Origin of the sequence: Pseudoxanthomonas suwonensis 11-1, assembly GCF_000185965.1 — a bacterium.
GTDB lineage: Bacteria > Pseudomonadota > Gammaproteobacteria > Xanthomonadales > Xanthomonadaceae > Pseudoxanthomonas > Pseudoxanthomonas suwonensis_A.
Window position 1 is genome coordinate 107,563 of sequence record NC_014924.1, and the last position, 17,891, is coordinate 125,453.

At 72.6% G+C, this 17,891-nt stretch carries 18 protein-coding genes; 14 read left to right on the forward strand and 4 right to left on the reverse strand.

What is annotated here, in order from left to right:
• The first annotated feature begins 17 nt into the window (after nt 1-17).
• The 5 genes from PSESU_RS00455 (at nt 18) to PSESU_RS00475 (ending at nt 5,613) form a co-directional block, all read left to right on the forward strand.
• Nucleotides 18-1,487 carry an ammonium transporter gene (locus tag PSESU_RS00455; protein WP_013533783.1) on the forward strand — a complete coding sequence of 490 codons (1,470 nt, stop codon included), beginning with the start codon at nt 18-20 and terminating at the stop codon, nt 1,485-1,487.
• A gap of 208 nt (nt 1,488-1,695) precedes the next feature.
• On the forward strand, nt 1,696-2,442 hold the full coding sequence (locus PSESU_RS00460) for an N-acetylmuramoyl-L-alanine amidase (protein WP_013533784.1): 747 nt from the start codon (nt 1,696-1,698) through the stop codon (nt 2,440-2,442).
• Between the two features lie 48 nt (nt 2,443-2,490).
• Nucleotides 2,491-3,540: a two-component system sensor histidine kinase NtrB gene (locus tag PSESU_RS00465; protein WP_203415168.1), complete on the forward strand. Its 1,050-nt coding sequence runs from the start codon at nt 2,491-2,493 to the stop codon at nt 3,538-3,540.
• Nucleotides 3,537-4,964 (forward strand): nitrogen regulation protein NR(I), encoded by a 1,428-nt coding sequence (ntrC, locus tag PSESU_RS00470; protein WP_013533786.1) that lies wholly within the window; start codon nt 3,537-3,539, stop codon nt 4,962-4,964. Before PSESU_RS00465 ends, ntrC begins: the two co-directional genes overlap by 4 nt.
• A 73-nt stretch (nt 4,965-5,037) precedes the next feature.
• A complete protein-coding gene (locus tag PSESU_RS00475; RefSeq protein WP_013533787.1) occupies nt 5,038-5,613 on the forward strand; it encodes a superoxide dismutase family protein in 576 nt (191 codons plus the stop codon).
• A 241-nt stretch (nt 5,614-5,854) separates the two neighbouring features.
• Here PSESU_RS00475 and PSESU_RS00480 read toward each other — a convergent pair whose 3' ends face one another.
• Nucleotides 5,855-6,742: a hypothetical protein gene (locus tag PSESU_RS00480; protein ID WP_013533788.1), complete on the reverse strand. Its 888-nt coding sequence runs from the start codon at nt 6,740-6,742 to the stop codon at nt 5,855-5,857.
• A gap of 168 nt (nt 6,743-6,910) precedes the next feature.
• Between PSESU_RS00480 and PSESU_RS00485 the strand changes: the two genes are divergently transcribed.
• The gene (locus tag PSESU_RS00485) at nt 6,911-8,188 is read left to right on the forward strand and encodes an acetyl-CoA C-acetyltransferase (RefSeq protein ID WP_013533789.1); all 1,278 of its coding nucleotides are present in this window, start codon (nt 6,911-6,913) and stop codon (nt 8,186-8,188) included.
• A gap of 112 nt (nt 8,189-8,300) precedes the next feature.
• Nucleotides 8,301-9,236: a hypothetical protein gene (locus PSESU_RS00490; protein ID WP_013533790.1), complete on the forward strand. Its 936-nt coding sequence runs from the start codon at nt 8,301-8,303 to the stop codon at nt 9,234-9,236.
• Between the two features lie 21 nt (nt 9,237-9,257).
• Here PSESU_RS00490 and PSESU_RS00495 read toward each other — a convergent pair whose 3' ends face one another.
• The 3 genes from PSESU_RS00495 to PSESU_RS00505 all read right to left on the reverse strand — a co-directional run bounded on the left by PSESU_RS00495 (nt 9,258) and on the right by PSESU_RS00505 (nt 12,343).
• A complete protein-coding gene (locus tag PSESU_RS00495; protein ID WP_013533791.1) occupies nt 9,258-10,514 on the reverse strand; it encodes a heme biosynthesis protein HemY in 1,257 nt (418 codons plus the stop codon).
• A gap of 2 nt (nt 10,515-10,516) precedes the next feature.
• On the reverse strand, nt 10,517-11,491 hold the full coding sequence (locus PSESU_RS00500; RefSeq protein WP_013533792.1) for a uroporphyrinogen-III C-methyltransferase: 975 nt from the start codon (nt 11,489-11,491) through the stop codon (nt 10,517-10,519).
• A 96-nt stretch (nt 11,492-11,587) separates the two neighbouring features.
• Nucleotides 11,588-12,343: a uroporphyrinogen-III synthase gene (locus PSESU_RS00505; RefSeq protein WP_041763691.1), complete on the reverse strand. Its 756-nt coding sequence runs from the start codon at nt 12,341-12,343 to the stop codon at nt 11,588-11,590.
• A 53-nt stretch (nt 12,344-12,396) separates the two neighbouring features.
• Here PSESU_RS00505 and PSESU_RS00510 point away from each other — a divergent pair, with 53 nt between their 5' ends.
• From PSESU_RS00510 to PSESU_RS00540, 7 genes are all read left to right on the forward strand, one after another.
• Nucleotides 12,397-12,885 carry a YiiD C-terminal domain-containing protein gene (locus tag PSESU_RS00510; protein ID WP_013533794.1) on the forward strand — a complete coding sequence of 163 codons (489 nt, stop codon included), beginning with the start codon at nt 12,397-12,399 and terminating at the stop codon, nt 12,883-12,885.
• Between the two features lie 31 nt (nt 12,886-12,916).
• Nucleotides 12,917-13,342, forward strand: coding sequence for a hypothetical protein (locus PSESU_RS00515; RefSeq protein WP_013533795.1), 426 nt, complete (start codon nt 12,917-12,919; stop codon nt 13,340-13,342).
• A gap of 74 nt (nt 13,343-13,416) precedes the next feature.
• On the forward strand, nt 13,417-13,851 hold the full coding sequence (locus PSESU_RS00520; RefSeq protein ID WP_041763693.1) for a rhodanese-like domain-containing protein: 435 nt from the start codon (nt 13,417-13,419) through the stop codon (nt 13,849-13,851).
• A 114-nt stretch (nt 13,852-13,965) separates the two neighbouring features.
• Complete coding sequence (gene secB, locus PSESU_RS00525; protein ID WP_013533797.1) at nt 13,966-14,484, forward strand: protein-export chaperone SecB; 519 nt, start codon at nt 13,966-13,968, stop codon at nt 14,482-14,484.
• A gap of 22 nt (nt 14,485-14,506) precedes the next feature.
• A complete protein-coding gene (locus PSESU_RS00530) occupies nt 14,507-15,538 on the forward strand; it encodes an NAD(P)H-dependent glycerol-3-phosphate dehydrogenase (RefSeq protein WP_013533798.1) in 1,032 nt (343 codons plus the stop codon).
• 426 nt (nt 15,539-15,964) lie between these two features.
• Complete coding sequence (locus tag PSESU_RS00535; protein ID WP_013533799.1) at nt 15,965-17,323, forward strand: peroxiredoxin family protein; 1,359 nt, start codon at nt 15,965-15,967, stop codon at nt 17,321-17,323.
• Nucleotides 17,324-17,378: 55 nt separating this feature from the next.
• On the forward strand, nt 17,379-17,852 hold the full coding sequence (locus PSESU_RS00540) for a protein-disulfide reductase DsbD family protein (protein ID WP_155942694.1): 474 nt from the start codon (nt 17,379-17,381) through the stop codon (nt 17,850-17,852).
• Nucleotides 17,853-17,891: the final 39 nt, after the last annotated feature.

Consider the following 17,891-nt stretch of genomic DNA (forward strand, 5'->3'; position numbering starts at 1 on the left):
CCACCCCGGAGAACACCATGAAGACGAAATTCCTGGCCGGGTGGAAGACCCGGTTCTATACCGTGTGCCTGATGATGCTGGTTTCGGCCCTGGCGACCACCGCCTTCGCCGCGCAAGCGCAGGAAACCGCCGCACCGCCGCCGACCGCGGAGGTCTCGCCGATCGAGTCCGCCGCCGACGCCACCGCCGACGCTGCCACCGACGCCGCTGCCGCGGTCGGGGACGCGGTGGAGGAAGTCGCCGCCGCCGGGGAGGCGCCTGCCGAGGAAGAGGCCACCCTCAGCGCCGGCGACACCGCCTGGATGCTGACCTCGACCCTGCTGGTGCTGCTGATGATCGTGCCCGGCCTGGCCCTGTTCTACGGCGGCCTGGTGCGCAGCAAGAACGTGCTGTCGGTGCTCAGCCAGGTGCTGGTCGTGGCCTCGGTCGTGATCGTGCTGTGGGCGTTCTACGGCTACAGCGCGGTGTTCACCGAGGGCAACGCCTTCTTCGGCTCGTTCACCGAGAAGTCTTTCCTCAAGGGCATCACCATCGACAGCCTCAGCGGCAGCATTCCCGAGCTGCTGTTCGTCGCCTTCCAGTCGACCTTCGCCGCCATCACCACCGCCCTGATCGTCGGCGCCTTCGCCGAGCGCATCAAGTTCAAGGCCGTGCTGCTGTTCTCGGTGCTGTGGTTCACCTTCAGCTACCTGCCGATGGCGCACATCGTGTGGGGCGGCGGCTACCTGGGCGAGCTGGGCGCGATCGACTTCGCCGGCGGTACCGTGGTGCACATCAACGCCGGCGTGGCCGGCCTGATCGGCGCCTACTTCGTCGGCAGGCGCCTGGGCTTCGGCCAGACCGCGCTGAAGCCGCACAACGTGCCGTTCACCTTCATCGGCGCCTCGCTGCTGTGGATCGGCTGGTTCGGCTTCAACGCCGGCTCCGCCGCCGCCGCCGACGGCACCGCCGCGCTGGCCTTCATCAACACCATCCTCGCCACCTCGGCGGCGGTCGTGGGCTGGACCCTGGTCGAGGCCATCAGCAAGGGCAAGCCGTCCGCGCTGGGCGCCGCCTCGGGCGCGGTCGCCGGCCTGGTCGGCATCACCCCGGCCTGCGGCACCGTCGGTCCGCTGGGCGCGATCGTCATCGGCCTGGCCGCCGGCGCGATCTGCGTGTGGGGCGTCACCGGCCTGAAGAAGCTGCTGAAGGTCGACGACACCGCCGACGTGTTCGGCGTGCACGGCGTGGGCGGCATCGTCGGCGCGATCCTGACCGGCGTGTTCACTGCTCCGTCGCTGGGCGGCACCGGTGACGCCGACTTCGCCATCGGCGCCCAGGTCTGGATCCAGGTGGTCAGCATCGTGTTCACCATCGTCTGGTGCGCCGTGGTCACCATCGCCGCACTGCTGGTCGCCAGGCTGGCCTTCGGCCTGCGCGTGAGCGAAGAGGCCGAGCGTGTCGGCCTGGACATCAGCTCGCACGGCGAGTCGGCCTACGAGGCCTGAGCAGCACCCGCGCCGCGGCCTCCCGCCGCGGCGCGTCCTTCGCACCACCGCGGTGGCGCCGCACGGTGCCACCGCCCGATTCCCGCGCGCGGCCCGAGCCGGCAACGCGCCTGCAATGCGCCGAGGTGAACCGTGTTACGCCTTCCAGTCACCCACGCGCGCCGGCGGCAGTCCTTGCCACCGTCGCTGCGGGACGGTGCAATGGGGCATGAGCCCGGTCCTGCGCACGCTTCTGCTCCTTGTCTCCTGCCTCCTGCTTGGCGCATGCACGCATGCGCCGCAGCGCAACCCGCTGGCGGAGTGGTCACCTTCGCCCAACCACGACGCACGCCGGCCGCAGGTCATCGTGCTGCATGCGACCGAGCAGCGTTCGGTGGCGCAGAGCCTGGACACGCTGCGCACGCGCAACAGCGGTGGGCCGGTGAGCGCGCACTACCTGGTCGGCGCCGATGGCAGCCTGCACCAGCTGGTCGAGGACGGTCGCCGCGCCTGGCATGCCGGTGGCGGCAGCTGGGGCACGCTGGCCGAGCTGAACTCGGCGTCCATCGGCATCGAGCTGGACAATGACGGTGCCGCTCCTTTCCCGCCCGCACAGATCGACGCGCTGCTGCGCCTGCTCGGCGACCTCTGCGCGCGCCTGGGCATCCCGCCGCATGCGGTCATCGCCCACGCCGACCTGGCGCCGACCCGCAAGCGCGACCCCGGGCCGCTGTTCCCGTGGCGCCAGCTGGCCGAGGCCGGCTATGGGCTGTGGCCCGACCCCGCCGACGGGGAGCCGCCTGCCGGTTTCGACCCGTGGCTGGCGATGCAGGCCATCGGCTGGCCGCTGGGCGATCCGGCCGCGGCGGTCCGCGCCTACCGCCGCCACTACCGCGGCGACGAAGCCGACACCCTCGACGCCGAGGACCTGCGCATCCTGCACTCGCTGGCCATCCAGGCCCGCCGCAGGCGCTGAGCGGCGGCCGGCATCGCCGGCGGGCCCGGCTTGCACTAAATTGGTGCAATGCCCATGACCACCCCCGTGCCCACCCTCGAGCATCTCGCCACCCCGGTGATCTGGGCCGACGCCCAGGCCAGGATCGCCGGCGTGAACGCTGCCTTCCCGCGCTGGCTGGGGATCGGTCCCAGGCGCCTGGTCGGGCAGCCGCTGGCGGCGCTGGAGCAGGAGGGCGATGCCCTCGCGCGGTTCCTGGAGCAGGACGAGCGCGAGATCCTGCGCCTGCACCGGATCGCCCTGGGCCTGCCCGGCGAGGCGCCGCGCCTGGCCGACGGCTGGGTCACCCGGGTCGATGGTGGCTGGCTGCTGGAAGCCCATCCCTGCGACGACCAGTCCCTGCCCGACGCAGCCCACGCCCTGCCGGGAGCATTGCAGGCCGCGCTCAAGGGCCTGGCCCACGAGCTGCGCAATCCGCTGGCCGGGCTCAAGGGCGCGGCCCAGCTGCTGTCGCGGCGCGCCGCCGCGCGCCAGGACGATGCCGGCGAGCGCGAGCTGATCGAGCTGATCGGCTCGGAGATCGGGCGCCTGAGCACCCTGGTCGACCAGCTGCTGTCGCCGGCGCCGCAGCGCCCGCACGCGCCGCTCAACATCCATGCCGTGCTCGAGCGGGTACTGCGCCTGGCCGAGGCCGAGGGCGGCAAGCCGGTGCGCATGCAGCGCGACTACGACCCCTCCATCCCCGAGTTCCCCGGCGATGCCGACCGCCTCGCCCAGGCGGTGTGGAACCTGGTCAACAACGCCCTCCAGGCCGGGGCCACGACCATCATCCTGCGCACCCGCTTCGAGCACGGCCTCAGCATCCGCGAGCACATGCACGCGCGCGCACTGCGGGTGGAGATCGTGGACGACGGCCGCGGCGTGCCCGAGGAACTGGCCGAACACCTGTTCCTGCCGCTGGTGAGCGGCCGCGCCGAAGGCACCGGCCTGGGCCTGGCCCTGGCCCACCAGGTCGCACGCGAGCACCGTGGCTCGCTGACCTTCCGTTCCCGTCCGGGACATACCGTCTTCACCCTGCTATTGCCGCAGGCCGAGCCCGAAGGAGAAACCGCTGCATGAATGCCGACAGCCGCCGCGTCTGGGTGGTGGACGACGACCGATCGGTGCGCTTCGTGCTGGCAACCGCCCTGCGCGATGCGGGCTACGAGGTCGACGGCTTCGAGAACGCGGCCAGCGCGCTGAGCGCGCTGCGCGTGCGCGGCGCGCCGGACCTGCTGTTCACCGACGTGCGCATGCCCGGGGAGGACGGCCTCAAGCTGCTGGACCGGCTCAAGTCCGCGCATCCGCAGCTGCCGGTGATCGTGATGAGCGCCTATACGGACGTCGCCAGCACCGCTTCGGCGTTCCGCGGCGGCGCCCACGAGTTCCTGTCCAAGCCGTTCGACCTGGACGACGCGGTCGCGCTGGCCGCGCGCGCGCTGCCGGCCGGCGACACCCCGGCGCCGGCCCCGGTCCCGGTCGCCGCCACCGAGGAAGCCGCCACCCCGGAGTTGATCGGCGACACCCCCGCCATGCGCGCGCTGTTCCGCGCCATCGGCCGCCTGGCGCAGGCACCGCTTTCGGTGCTGATCACCGGCGAGACCGGCACCGGCAAGGAGCTGGTGGCCAGTGCCCTGCACCGCGAGTCGCCGCGTTCCGACGGTCCGTTCGTCGCGCTCAACACCGCCGCGATCCCGGCCGAGCTGCTGGAGAGCGAGCTGTTCGGGCACGAGGCCGGCGCCTTCACCGGTGCGCAGAAGCGTCATGTCGGCCGTTTCGAGCAGGCCAACGGCGGCACCCTGTTCCTGGACGAGATCGGCGACATGCCGGCCTCGCTGCAGACCCGCCTGCTGCGCGTGCTGGCCGAGGGCGAGTTCTTCCGCGTTGGTGGCCGCGAGCTGATCCGGGTCGACGTGCGGGTGATCGCCGCCACCCACCAGGACCTCGAATCGCTGGTCCAGCAGGGCCGCTTCCGCGCCGACCTGCTGCACCGGCTCAACGTGGTGCGGCTGCAGATCCCGGCCCTGCGCGAGCGCCGCGGCGACATCCCGTTGCTGGCCACCACCTTCCTGCACCGCGCCTCGCGCAAGCTCGGCGGCGGCGCCAAGCGCTTCGAGCCCGGCGCGCTGGCCGCGCTGCAGGCAATGGACTGGCCCGGCAACGTGCGCGAGCTGCAGAACCTCTGCTGGCGCCTGGCCGCGCTGGCGCCCGGCGAGACCATCACCCTGGAGGACCTGCAGGTGCTGCAGGCGCCGGTGGCCGCGCCGCCGGTCGCCCCGGCCAGCGCCGCGCAGTGGGACCTGCAGCTGCGGCAGTGGGCGCTGGACTGCCTGCGCGCCGGTGCGCGCGACCTGCATGCCGAGGCGCGCGAGCGCTTCGACCGCGCCCTGCTCAACGCCGCGCTGGAACACACCGGCGGTCGCCGGGTGGAAGCGGCGTCGCTGCTGGGCGTGGGCCGCAACACGGTGACCCGCAAGCTCGGACCGGGCCGCAGCCGGCGCTGAGCCGGCGCGGTTCATCCCGTCGATGCGCGCGGGCGGCTATCCTCGGCCGCCCCGATATACCGAGGAGCCGATGATGCGTATCGCCCGTGCCTGCCTTGCCACCTCCGGCCTGCTGCTGCTGGCCGCCTGCAGCACCACCGCGCCGGTCGCGACCACGCCGCCGCCGGCGGCCCAGCCCGCGGCGGTCAGCACCGCGCAGGAAGCCAGCGTGGCCCTGGCCTCCGCCTCCGGCAGCCGCGTCAGCGGCAAGCTGAGCCTGGTGCCGATGGCCGGCGGGGTGCACGTGCGCGGCGAAGTCGGCGGGCTCGCCCCCAACGGCCAGTTCGGCTTCCACGTCCACGAGAAGGGCGACTGCAGTGCCGCCGACGCCACCAGCGCCGGCAGCCATTTCAATCCGGCCGGCGCCCAGCATGGCCGCGCCGGCAGCGGCGCCCACCACGGCGGCGACATGGACAACCTCGCCAGTAATGCCGAGGGCGTGGCCGTGGTCGACCGCCACCTGCACGGCGTCACCCTGGGTGGCGGTGCCGCCAACGACATCGCCGGCCGCGCGGTGATCGTCCACGCCGATGCCGACGACTACCACAGCCAGCCCACCGGCAACGCCGGCGCGCGCGTGGCCTGCGGGGTGATCAAGGTGGTGCGCTGAGAGCGGCCTGGCCCTCTCCCGAAGGAGCAAAAGGGGAGCAGTGGGTCCACGGGTCCGCGCTCCCTGAGCGTGTTCGCATTGGCCTCAGGGGCCAGATGCGGAGCGGGGTCAAGGACAGGCTTGGTAGTGATGCGGGTCCAGGACCCGCTGCGCATCCAGCCGCGCCCGTAGTGGCGCGGCTACCGGTTGCGTGGCTGGCACCCGGACCTCACCCCTCTCCCCTTGGAGAGGGCGGCAATCATCACCCGGCCTGCGAAAGCAGCTCCCGCGCATCCTGCCGGCCATCGGCGTGGACGTAGAGCACCGGGATGCCGTGGGCTTCCAGTACCGCGGCCAGCTGGCGCTGGCGGGCAAGGAACATCTCGTAGACCTTCTGCAGGCGGTCGCACTCGCCTTCGCCGGGAGTGCCGCCGTGGTAGTGCGCGCACCAGCCGGCCGGGTCGAACAGGGCCATGCGCGCCTCGCCGCGTTCCAGGCGCAGCAGCGGCTCGGGACCCTGGTCCAGCCATTCCACCGTGGCCGGCGACAGCAGCGCCGCCTCGACCAGGTTCCACAGCGGGGTCAGGCCCTGGTTCTCGTACTGCATGGCCATCATCGCGGCCAGGTCGTGGGCGCTGAGGTAGCGGGCATGCTCGATCCGGGCCTGGAAACCGTCCTGGGCCAGCAGCGCGGTGTCCGCGCCGGCCATGCCCTGCGGCAGCAGCTGGTCCTCCAGCGCGCCGGACACGACCTCCAGCACCTGCGCGTCGCCGGCGAGGATGAAGGGCAGGATGCGCAGGCCGCCGCCGGTCAGGGCCGGGTCGGCCTGCAGGGGCAGCGGGATCTCACCCGCGGCATCGGCACCGAAGGCGACCACGCGCGGGCCCTCGTTGCCGCCGGGCGCGCGCTGGTGCAGTTCCTCCAGGCGGCGGTGCAGCGACCAGCCCGGGCGCAGCGCCTCGGCCGGATCGAAATGCGCAGCGGCGAGCACGAGGTCCAGCGAGGCGATGTCCGGCACCAGCCGGGCCAGGTCGCGGCCCACGGCAACGGCCAGCGCACCGGCCTCGTCCTGGGTGAGGGCGGCGCGGCCGGGAACCTGGCCGCCGGCCAGCTCGAGCGCGAACACGCCACGGAACACGGGATCAGCCACGCACGGCCTCCTGCTTGCGGCTGCCATTGCGGCACCGGTGGGCGCCATTCATCGCGAAGTCGGTCTGCATCGTTGGCCGCCTGACGGCTGGGGGATACACTTCGGCCATTATGCATTCGGTCGCGTATGCAGACCGTGTCCACGATGGAACCCACCCGAGGTCATCCCATGCCGTCCACCCGCCCCGTCGCCATCATCGGCGGCGTCCGCATCCCGTTCTGCCGCCAGAACACCGCCTATTCCGACGTGGGCAACCTTGGAATGTCGGTCCGTACCCTGGGGGCCCTGGTCGAGCGCTTCGGCCTGCACGGGCAGCAGCTGGGCGAAGTCGCGATGGGCGCCGTGATCAAGCATTCCTCGGACTGGAACCTGGGCCGCGAGGCGGCGCTATCCTCCGGCCTGTCGCCGCTGACCCCGGGCATCACCATGCAGCGCGCCTGCGGCACCAGCCTGGACACCATCATCACCGTGGCCAACAAGATCGCCGTCGGCCAGATCGAGTCGGGCATCGGTGGCGGCTCGGACACCACCTCCGACGTGCCGATCGTCTACGGCAAGAAGCTGCGCGCGCGCCTGCTGGCCGCCAACCGCGGCAAGACCTTCAAGGACAAGCTGGCCGCGTTCGCCGGTTTCCGCCCGTCCGAGCTCAAGCCGGAGTTCCCGGGCGTGGCCGAGCCGCGCACCGGCAAGAGCATGGGCGACCACTGCGAGGACATGGCCAAGCAGTGGAACATCTCGCGCGACTCGCAGGACGAGTGGGCCGTCTCGTCCCACAGGAAGCTGGCCGCGGCCTATGAGCGCGGCTTCTTCTCCGACCTGGTCGCCCCGTTCCGCGGCGTCGAGCGCGACAACATCCTGCGTCCGGACACCTCGCTGGAGAAGCTGGCCACGCTGAAGCCGGCGTTCGACAAGACCTCCGGCCGCGGCACCCTGACCGCCGCCAACTCCACCCCGCTGACCGACGGCGCCTCCGCGGTGCTGCTGGCCTCGGAGGGGTGGGCGCGCGCCCATGGCCACGAGCCGCTGGCCTACCTGCGCGACGCCCACGTGGCGGCGGTGGACTTCGTCCATGGCGAAGGCCTGCTGATGGCCCCGACCGTGGCCGTGGCCGAGATGCTCAAGCGCAACAACCTCACCCTGCAGGATTTCGACATCTACGAGATCCACGAGGCCTTCGCCGCCCAGGTGCTGTGCACCCTGCGCGCCTGGGAGAGCGAGGACTACTGCCGCACCCGCCTGGGCCTGGATGCGCCGCTGGGCAGGATCGACCCGGAGAAGATCAACCCGGTCGGCTCCTCGCTGGCCACCGGCCACCCGTTCGCCGCCACCGGCGCGCGCGTGATCGCCACCGCCGCCAAGCAGCTGGCCGAGCGCGGCGGCGGCCGTGCCCTGGTCTCGATCTGCACCGCCGGCGGCATGGGCGTGGTGGCGATCGTCGAGCGCTGAGCCAGCGGCACCAGGGTTCGACTGCAGAAGGCGGCCGGATGGCCGCCTTCTGCTTTCCAGGGCGCCGCACCAGCCTGCTATCGTCCGCCCAGGCACCCACGGAGGGGCGGCAATGAAGGCAGGCGCGGTGGCAGTGGCGGTCCTGGGCATGCTGGCGGTCACGCCGGCGGCCGGGGCGATGACGGTCTTCCCGATGGAGCACACCTGCCCGCTGGGCGGCGAACGCTTTACCCAGGACACGGTGATGTCGGGCACGGCGTTCGGGCATTACCTCGATGGCCGGGGCTTCGGACCGATCGCTTCGCCGTGGCCGCTGGTGGAATGCCCTGGCAATGGCTTCCCCATCTACAGGCACGACTTCAGCAAGGCCGAGCTCGGGCAGCTGGCGCCGCTCATCGCCAGCGACGCCTACCAGCGCATGCGCAAGGACGAAACCCAGTACTGGCGGCTGGGGTGGCTGCTCGAACGGCTGCAGGCACCACTGGAAGAACAGGCGGCCGTCCTGCGCCAGGCAACCTGGGAGGCCTCGCCGGAGCAGTATCCGCGCTATGTCGCGGCCGCGGCCGGCATCCATGCCCGGCTGTGCCCGGAGGACGCACCGCAGCAGGACCTGGAGTGGATCCACTGCCAGGCGATGCTGGGCGAATGGGAGCGGCGCGGAGGGCGCTTGGACGAGGCCCGCGACCGCTTCCAGCGGCTGCAGCCACTGTTGCCGGGCGAGGCTTCCGGCGCGGAGGAAGCCCGCCGGCGTACCCAGCTGGCAGCCGAGGTGGAGCAGCAGCTTGGCCTGGTCGAAGCCGGGAACACGCTGGCGGTGCTGGCCGTGGATGCCTTTGCGCCGGAGCGCCAGGGCGAAGCCCCGGCCGTCGCGGAAGGCCTGGCGCCCGGTGAGGCTGCGAGCGAGGAGGAGGCCTGGGCGGCGGTCGAGGCTGCACTCGCGGCGGCGTCCGCAGCCGCCGACGCGGCTGCGGACGCCACGGCTGAAGCCCCGCAGGCAGGGGAAGACGTGCCGGAAACGGCAGGACCTGGAAAGGCCGATCCGCGTTGACGCCGCACCCGCGGCGGTGGGCTACTCCACCAGCCGCGGCAGGCCGTTGGCGTCGCGCTCCTCGGGGGTGAAGTCCGGGGTCGGCTCGAGCATCCGCTCCGGCAGCGGCTGCACCGGCTCGCCGCGCGCGGCCAGCAGCGCATTGGCATAGGCCTGCGCCGCCAGCGCGTGGTCGCCGGATTCGGCCAGGCCATCGCCCAGCAGTTCCCAGGCATCGGCACCGGCGCCTTCCTCCAGCGCGCGGTGCAGGAAATCGCGCGCCTGCGGCCACTGCTCCTGGCCTCGTGCCAGCCGCGCCAGCGCGACCAGCAGGGCGGGACTGTGCGGATGCTGCTGCAGCCAGCGCTGGGCGCTGGCGCGGCGCGAGTCGACGTGGCCGACCGGCAGCCGCGCATAGAGGTCGACCAGTTCTTCGTCCCAGTGCACGTCCAGCGCCTGCTCGAGGTGGCGCATGGCCGCGTCGTGCCAGCCCAGGGCCGAGGCCCGGCGGGCATAGGCGCCGATCACCGCCGGCTCGGTGCGCAGCGGCTTGGGCATGGCTTCCCAGCGCTCGGCCAGCAGGTTGGCGTCGTCGGTCTCCTGCAGCGAGGCCGCGGCCAGCTCGATCTCCAGCGCGGCCAGCCCGTCCGGCGGCAGCGCGCCCTGCTGGCGCAGCGCGCCGAGCAGTCCATAGGCCTCGCCGGCGCGGTGCACCGCGGCCAGGGCGCGGGCGCGCAGCAGCAGGCCGCGCGGCGGCAGCGGCTGGGCCTCGGCCACGTCCAGGGCATTGATCGCATCGACCGGGCGGCCGTGCGCCAGCAGGCGTTCGGCCTTGAGCACCGCGTGCAGCACCGGGTCGCGGCTGCCCAGCTGCGCCAGCCACTGTTCGGCGGCAGCCTCGTCGCCGCGCGCATCGGCCGCGCGCACCGCGCCGGCCAGGGCCAGGGTGCCGGCCTCGGCATCATCGGCGGCGGTGCCGAGCAGGCGTTCGCCCTGGCTCCAGCGGCCGCCGTAGACCGCGCGCATGCCCTCGATCAGGCGGCCACGGCCCTGGCGCTTGCGGTACCGGCCCCATGCCCTGAACGGCAGGCGCAGCAGGTGCCAGAGGATGGCCAGCAACACCATCGCCGCCAGCAGCAGGGCGATCGCCACCGGCAGGCTGGCGCTGTAGTCGTAGCCACCGGTGCGCACGATCACCCGGCCCATCTGGGCCGGATCCTGCTGCGCCATCCACTGCGCGGCGAGCACGCCGAGCACCGCCGCCACCAGCAAAGCGACCAGCCATCGGTAAGGCTTCATTGCTACCTCCTTGCGTCGCGCGCGGCCCGCAGCTGCAACAGGCTGGCTTCCAGCACCGGCTCCTGCAGCTCCAACGGTTCACCGCGCAATGCCTGTAGTTGACCCTGAAGCTCGCGCAGGGCAGGTGAATCCGGCCACAACCGGCGGACCGAGGCCTGCACCCGCTGCAGTGCCGAACCCAGGGCCTCGCGGTCGCCACGCTCCAGCGCGGCGCGGGCCAGGCTCAGTTCCAGTTGCAACGTGGTTTCGGCGGCGAGGCGCTCGCTGCCGGTCAGCAGCGCGTGGCGCCCGGCCGGGCGCACCTGCACCAGCGGCGCCAGCGCGCGCTGCCACCACGGCGCCGGAGCGTTGTCGTCGCCACCCACGGGAGCTTCCATGGGCAGGGTGGCCAGGCGCGCGGCAACCCCGTCCAGGCGCGCGGCGGCGGCGGCGCGCGGGCCACGGCCGAGCCGTTCCAGCACGGCGCGCTCCTCGGCCAGGGTCTGGCGCAGGTTGAGCAGTTCCGGGTCCTGCAGGTCGTCGAGCACGCCCGCGGCCAGCGCGTAGGCGCGGCGCGCGCCGTCCAGGTCGCTGGCGATGCGCAGGCGCTGCGCGCCCATCACCAGCAGCAGTTCGACCTCGTCCAGGCGCGCGGTGCGGCTGCTGTCGCGGCTGCTGGCGGCCAGCCGGGCCACGTTGTCCTCGAGCAGGGCATTGCGCTGGCCGAGGCCGAGCACCTCGTCGCGCAGCACGCGGTTGGCGCTGGCGGCGTCGCGGATCAGGCGCGACTGGGTGGCCAGGTCGCCGCGCAGGTTGTCCATGCGGCCGATCAGGGCCTCGATCTGGCGGGCCTGGTCGGCATTGCGGTCCAGCAGCCGCTCCTGCTGCTGGCGCCAGGCATGCCAGGCCCAGGCCGCAACCAGCACCAGCGCGAGCAGGACCAGCAGCCACGCGACCAGGCGCGCGGATGGCCCTCGGGAAGGGGGAATTTCGTTCACGGCTGCTTCCTGTTGGACCGGCTGGGGGGCGCCGCGCGCACCGCGGCCATCCGGTCGGTGGCAAGGATCGCTTGGCGCCGATCCACCCGCAAGGACTCAGCCGGCAACCAGCTGTTGCGCCAGTGCCGCCAGCGCCCCCGGGCGAGGGCTGCCGGCCGACCCGACCCGGCGGAAGCCGCGTTCGCGCGCGAGCCCGGCCAGGCGCTCGCTCGCGGCGGCCACGCTGCAACCGGACAGGGCCGCGGTGGCATCGGCCGGCCAGGTATCGAGCACCAGTTCCAGCGCCTCGCCGCTGCTGAGGGCGATGCAGGCCGGCTGGCGCAGCGCGCGCAGCGCGGCGAGCGCCCGCGCCGCAGGCGGCAATGGTTCGCGGCGGTAGACATCGGCGCGAACCACGCGCGCGCCGCGGGCTTCCAGCGTGGGCGCGATCACGCCGCGGCCGCCCGGCGCGGTGACCAGGCCGACGCTTGCCGGTGCCGCCAGAGCGGGCAGGGCCAGCACGCCTTCGCTGTCCATCCGCTGCGGGGCCTGCACCCGGGCGACCCCGGCACGGCGCAGGGCCGCGGCGCCGCCACTGCCCACCGCCAGCCAGGCCTGGCCGGGACGCGGCCGCAGCGGACGCAGTCGCGCCGCCAGCTGCACCGCGGCCGGACTGGTGAACAGCACCGCCTCGCAGGCCAGCGCCTGGTCCAGGGTGGCCAGTGCCGCGTCGTCGCGCACCGGCCGCAGGGCCCAGGGCGACAGCGCCAGCAGGCGGCCGCCATGGCGCGCGGCCGCGCGGCGCATGCCGTCATGGCCGCCGGCGGGGCGCAGCGACACCAGGGTCCAGGCGGGCGGGGCGGGCGACGGCATCGCCGCATTATGGCCGGGCACGGCCGTGCACGGGCTTCCGCTACCCTGTGGCGATGACCGACAACGAGCTCAACGACCCCTTCCTCGCCACCGTGCGCTCCCAGCTGTGCGCGATCCCGCTGGCGCGGCAGATGCAGATCGAGATCGCCCATGCCGGCGATGGCCGCCTGCGGCTGCGCGCGCCGCTGGCACCGAACATCAATGACAAGGGCTCGGCCTTCGGCGGCAGCCTGGTCTCGCTGATGACCCTGGCCGGCTGGGGCCTGGCGACCTGGCAGCTGGCCCGGGCCGGCGTGCCCGCCGACGTCTACGTGGCCGACAGCAGCGTGCGCTACCTGGCCCCGCTGTACGACACCCTCGAGGCCGAAGCGTGGCTGGAGGAGGGGCAGTGGGAGGAGTTCGCCGCCACCTTCCGCCAGCGCGGCCGCGCGCGCTGCCGGATCGCCGCGCGCATCGTCCTGCCGGACGGCGGCGACGCCAGCGTGCTCAGCGGCCGCTACGTGGCCCTGTCCGGCGGCCGGTCCAGCGGGGCCAGCTGCTAGCATGCCGGCCAGTCCCCCCCGGAGCCCGACCATGCGCATGCCCGCGATCCTGCTGCTGGCGTTGGCCGCGCTGCTGGCGGTGCTGCCCGCCCATGCCCGCGGCAGCCGGGTCCAGGCGGCGAAGCTGGAGCAGGCACAGACCCTGTTCGCCTCGGCGGTGCGCTGGAGCGACTACGAGGCGGCGCTGCAGCAGGTCGATCCGGCCTGGCGGGAGGCCAATCCGGTCAGCGACCTGCAGCTGGAGCGCTACCGCCAGCTGCAGGTGACCAGCTACCGCGAGGGCGGCAGCGCGATGCTGGCCGACGGCACCGTGGTGCGCGACGTCGAGGTCGGGGCGATCAACCGCCATACCCAGGCCGAGCGTACCGTGCGCTGGCGCGAGCAGTGGCGCTGGGACCCGGAAGCCAAACGCTGGTGGCAGGCCAACGGCCTTCCGGACTTCTGGGACGGCCACTGAGGCCGCGCGCCGGCCCGGCCGTGGCCGTGTGCGACAATCGCCGCCCCGTCCCATCCGCATGAAGAACGCGCTCCGTGAACCTTGAGACCCTGATGGCCTTCGCCGGCCGCCACCCGATGCTGTCGCTGGCGCTGGCCGGTCTGACCGTGGCGATCATCTACACCGAGATCATGCGCCTGCTGCGCGGCTACAAGGCGATCAAGCCGGCCGAGCTGGCCCTGGTCGCCAACCAGCCCGGCGCCGTGGTGGTGGACATGTCGGCCATCGCCGACTTCGAGAAGGGCCACATCGCCGGCAGCCGCAACATCATCCCCAGCCAGTTCGACCCCGCCGGCAAGCTGCTGGCCGGCGCGAAGCAGTCGCCGGTGGTGCTGGTGTGCCGCAACGGCATGGCCTCGGCCACTGCCGCGCGCAAGCTGAAGAAGGCCGGCTTCGAGCAGGTCCACTGGCTGGACGGCGGCATCGCCGCCTGGCAGGCCGCCGGCCTGCCGCTGGTCAAGGGCCGCTGAGCCCACGGCTGCGCCGGGGCGGGGAGTTCCCGCGCCCGGCCCGCGTGCCATAATCCCGCGTTCCGTTCCCGGCCGGTTCAGCTGGCCACTACCAAGCGATTCCTGGAGTCCGAAATGTCCGACGAAACCACCAACGGCGCTGCCGCCACCGCCCCACAGGAAGCCGCTGGCCCGGCCTTCAGCGTCGAGAAGATCTACGTCAAGGACGTTTCCTTCGAGTCGCCCAACTCGCCGGCCATCTTCAACGAGCCCGGCCAGCCCGACCTGCAGCTCAACCTCAACCAGCGCGTGCAGCGCCTGAACGAGAGCGCCTTCGAGGTCTCCCTGCGCGTCACCCTGACCTGCAAGGTCGGCGAGAAGACCGCCTACGTGGCCGAGGTCGACCAGGCCGGCGTGTTCGGCATCGCCGGCCTGCCGCCGCAGGGCGTGGACGTGCTGCTGGGCACCCAGTGCCCGAACATCCTGTTCCCGTACGTGCGCCAGCTGGTCGGCGACCTGGTCCAGGCCGGCGGCTACCCGCCGTTCCTGCTGCAGCCGATCAACTTCGACGCGCTGTACGCCGAGACCCTGCGCCAGCGCCAGGCGTCGGCGCAGGCCGACGTGGCCACGGCCGAGCCGGCCGGCAACGCCTGATACGGCGGTTGACGGGCTTCCGATGACTGCCACACCCGGCAGCACCAGGCTGGCGGTCCTCGGGGCCGGTTCGTGGGGCACGGCCCTTGCGACGCTCAGCGCGCGCAACGGCATCGACACCACGCTGTGGGGTCGCGACGCGGCGGTCGTCGACGCGATCGACCAGCGCCACGAGAACCCGCGTTACCTCCCGGGCATCCCGTTGCCCGGGAACCTGCGTGCCACCACCGACCTGGCCGCCGCCGTCTCCGGCAGCGACTGGGTGCTGGTGGTGGTGCCTTCCCATGCCTTCACCGAGACCCTGCACGCGCTCAAGCCGCTGCTGCCGGCCGGCGTCGGCGTGGCCTGGGCGACCAAGGGCTTCGAGCCCGGCTCCGGCCGCTTCCTGCACGAGGTCGCGGCCGACGTGCTCGGATCCGGCGTGCCGCTGGCCGTGGTCACCGGTCCCTCGTTCGCCAAGGAAGTCACCCTGGGCCTGCCCACCGCAGTGACCGTGCATGGCGAGGACCCGGCGTTCACCCGCCAGGTCGCCGCCGCCCTGCACGGCCCGGCGTTCCGCGCCTACACCGGCGACGACATGGTCGGCGCCGAACTCGGCGGCGCGATGAAGAACGTGCTGGCCGTGGCCACCGGCGTGGCCGATGGCATGGAGCTGGGCCTCAACGCCCGCGCCGGCCTGATCACCCGCGGCCTCAACGAGATGCTGCGCCTGGCCGCGGCCATCGGCGCGCGCCCGGAAACCCTGATGGGCCTGGCCGGCCTCGGCGACCTGGTGCTGACCTGCACCGGCGACCTGTCGCGCAACCGCCGCCTGGGCCTGGCCCTGGGCCGTGGCAAGGAACTGCAGGAAGCGGTGCGCGAGATCGGCCAGGTGGTCGAGTCGGTGCAGACCGCCAACGAGGTCATGCGCCTGGCCGGGCGCCACGGCGTCGAACTGCCGATCTCCGCCGGCGTGCACGCCGTGCTGCACGGTGAACTGACCCCGCGCCAGGGCCTGGAACAGCTGCTCGCCCGCGAACAGAAGCCGGAATACCCGGAAACCCTGTTCCGCTGAGGCATGCCCGCGCCGGTCCGCGGCGCGGGTCCCGATGATGGATTGAATGACCGGTGTCGCCCTTGCGGGGCGACGCCCTGTCGTTCCGTGCCCCTTGGGCGCCCTGTCGCCGGCGCGCGAAGCCGATAAGCCTCCCCCAAGGGAGGGAAGCAACCCCTGGGGCGCGTCCCCACGACCGGGCGTCTGCCTGCGCGCACGCCAGTGGCACCCCACCGTGCCGCCTTAGCCCAGGAGAGGTGAGAGCAATCCGGCGGCGCGCCACCTCGTTCCAAAGGGAGAGGAAGGAACGGCCGCTGAGCACCCACCCTCATCAGCACATGAGCACATGCCATGCATGGGGCGGGATTTCGCGTGGACGCTGCGGCGCGGCGCTTCCTACATTCGTTGGCCCGGACGCATCCCATCCCCCAACGACGAGGTGAGGCAATGAAAGCTCTTGGAGCGCTGCTGTGGTCAGGCACCGCACTGCTGGCCACGGCGCTGTCGGCGACCGGCGCCCTGGCGGCCGAGCGCTTCCCGAAGGAAGGCATCTGGCGCGGCGAGTTCACCGTGGACGGCGACCCGATCCCGTTCAACTTCGAGGTCAAGGGCCGCGACGCGGCCAGTGCCAGCTTCGAGCTGATCAACGGCTCGCGCCGCGACCGCTTCGTGGTCGAGCGCGTGTCCGGCGACACCTTGTCGGTGCCGATGAACACCTACGATGCCGCGCTGGTATTCAGCGTGCGCGAGGACGGCACCCTCGCCGGCGAGTACCGCGACCTGGTCCCCAGCCGCAACGGCGCGCGCAACATCCCGTTCGTGGCCGAGCACGGCAAGGCCTGGCGCTTCGTCGAACCGGAACGCGCGAAGCCGGCCGAGGTCGACCTCGGCGGCAAGTGGGCGCTGCAGCAGTCCGACCAGGCGCGGCTGCGCGACGACAATCCCGACGAGCGCCAGAACCGCCGCAACCAGGTCGGCCTGTTCGAGCAGCAGGGCAACCGCCTGACCGGCGTGATCATGACCGCCGTCGGCGACTCGCGCGAGCTGGAAGGCGTGGTCCAGGGCAACCGCTTCTGGCTGTCGCACTTCAGCGGCCCAAGCCCGCGCCTGATCAAGGGCACGATCGACGAGGACGGCAACCTGCAGGGCGTGTCCGGCTCGGGCATCTACAACGTCGTGCGCTTCGAGGGCCGCAAGGACCCGGCGGCCGAGCTGCCCGATCCCTACCAGCTGACCTTCCTCAAGGACGGGCAGAAGCGCATCGACTTCAGCTTCCCCGACCTGCAGGGCCGGACCGTCTCGCTGCGCGACGACAAGTACAGGGGCAAGGTGGTGATCGTCGAGGTGATCGGCACCTGGTGCCCGAACTGCACCGACCAGACCTACTTCCTCTCGCCCTGGTTCAAGCAGAACAGGCACCGTGGGGTGGAAGCGGTGGCGGTGGCGTTCGAGCAGGAGGACAGCTTCGACTACTTCCAGAAGACCCTGGGCAAGTTCAGGCAGTACTTCGGCATCGAGTACGACATCGTGTTCGGCGGCATCGCCGACAAGAAGGTCGCCACCGAACGGCTGCAGGGCGTGAACTACATGGCCGCGTTCCCGACCACCTTCATCATCGACCGCAAGGGCGAGGTGCGCGAGATCTACACCGGCTACACCGGCACCGTGACCGGCGCGTACCACGAGCAGTACGTGGCGAAGTTCAACGCCCTGCTCGACGAGCTGCTGGCCGAGCCGGACCCGTATGCCGCCAGCGCCGACCAGGCCCCGGCCGGTACCGCCGCCACGGTCGCGGCCGCGTACTGACGGCGACCCGCCTGCCGCCTGCGCGGCGGCAGGCGCATGCAACGAGGAACCCATGATGTGGCATTGGAAACAGGCCGTCGCCGGCCTGCTGCTGGGCGCGCTCGCCCTGGCGACGCCGGCGCTGGCCCAGGAAGAGGTGGACCTGGACTGGCAGTGGCGGGCCGAACCGGTCGCCGGTGCACCCGGCGAAGTGGAGCTGGTGGCCACCGCGCCGATCCGCCAGGGCTGGATCGTCTACGCCTCCGGCTTCGATGCCGGCGACTTCGGCCCGCGCCCGGCGAAGCTGGTGGTCGAGGCCGGCGGCGAGCCGCTGCAGCCGCTGCGCTCCGAAGGCGCGCAGTCGCGCAGCGACCGCAACTTCGCCGGCGAGTACAGCTACACCTACTTCGCCGGGCAGGCGACCTTCCGCCAGCGCGTGCGCCTGGATGCGGGCGCGCGCCAGGTGCGCGGCACCCTGGCCGGCCAGAGCTGCCGCGAGGCCAGCGGCCTGTGCACCCTGTTCAACGCCCCGTTCGCCGTCGTCCCGTGATGCATGCCGCCGCCCCCTCGAACCGCCGCCGGCGTGCAT

Excerpts from the sequence above, each read along its gene's own strand:
- PSESU_RS00455 (WP_013533783.1), top strand. The coding sequence starts at position 18 with ATGAAGACGAAATTCCTGGCCGGGTGGAAGACCCGGTTCTATACCGTG.
- PSESU_RS00460 (WP_013533784.1), top strand. The coding sequence starts at position 1,696 with ATGAGCCCGGTCCTGCGCACGCTTCTGCTCCTTGTCTCCTGCCTCCTG.
- PSESU_RS00465 (WP_203415168.1), top strand. The coding sequence starts at position 2,491 with ATGCCCATGACCACCCCCGTGCCCACCCTCGAGCATCTCGCCACCCCG.
- ntrC (WP_013533786.1), top strand. The coding sequence starts at position 3,537 with ATGAATGCCGACAGCCGCCGCGTCTGGGTGGTGGACGACGACCGATCG.
- PSESU_RS00475 (WP_013533787.1), top strand. The coding sequence starts at position 5,038 with ATGCGTATCGCCCGTGCCTGCCTTGCCACCTCCGGCCTGCTGCTGCTG.
- PSESU_RS00485 (WP_013533789.1), top strand. The coding sequence starts at position 6,911 with ATGCCGTCCACCCGCCCCGTCGCCATCATCGGCGGCGTCCGCATCCCG.
- PSESU_RS00490 (WP_013533790.1), top strand. The coding sequence starts at position 8,301 with ATGAAGGCAGGCGCGGTGGCAGTGGCGGTCCTGGGCATGCTGGCGGTC.
- PSESU_RS00495 (WP_013533791.1), bottom strand. The coding sequence starts at position 10,514 with ATGAAGCCTTACCGATGGCTGGTCGCTTTGCTGGTGGCGGCGGTGCTC.
- PSESU_RS00505 (WP_041763691.1), bottom strand. The coding sequence starts at position 12,343 with ATGCCGTCGCCCGCCCCGCCCGCCTGGACCCTGGTGTCGCTGCGCCCC.
- PSESU_RS00510 (WP_013533794.1), top strand. The coding sequence starts at position 12,397 with ATGACCGACAACGAGCTCAACGACCCCTTCCTCGCCACCGTGCGCTCC.
- PSESU_RS00515 (WP_013533795.1), top strand. The coding sequence starts at position 12,917 with ATGCGCATGCCCGCGATCCTGCTGCTGGCGTTGGCCGCGCTGCTGGCG.
- secB (WP_013533797.1), top strand. The coding sequence starts at position 13,966 with ATGTCCGACGAAACCACCAACGGCGCTGCCGCCACCGCCCCACAGGAA.
- PSESU_RS00530 (WP_013533798.1), top strand. The coding sequence starts at position 14,507 with ATGACTGCCACACCCGGCAGCACCAGGCTGGCGGTCCTCGGGGCCGGT.
- PSESU_RS00535 (WP_013533799.1), top strand. The coding sequence starts at position 15,965 with ATGAAAGCTCTTGGAGCGCTGCTGTGGTCAGGCACCGCACTGCTGGCC.
- PSESU_RS00540 (WP_155942694.1), top strand. The coding sequence starts at position 17,379 with ATGTGGCATTGGAAACAGGCCGTCGCCGGCCTGCTGCTGGGCGCGCTC.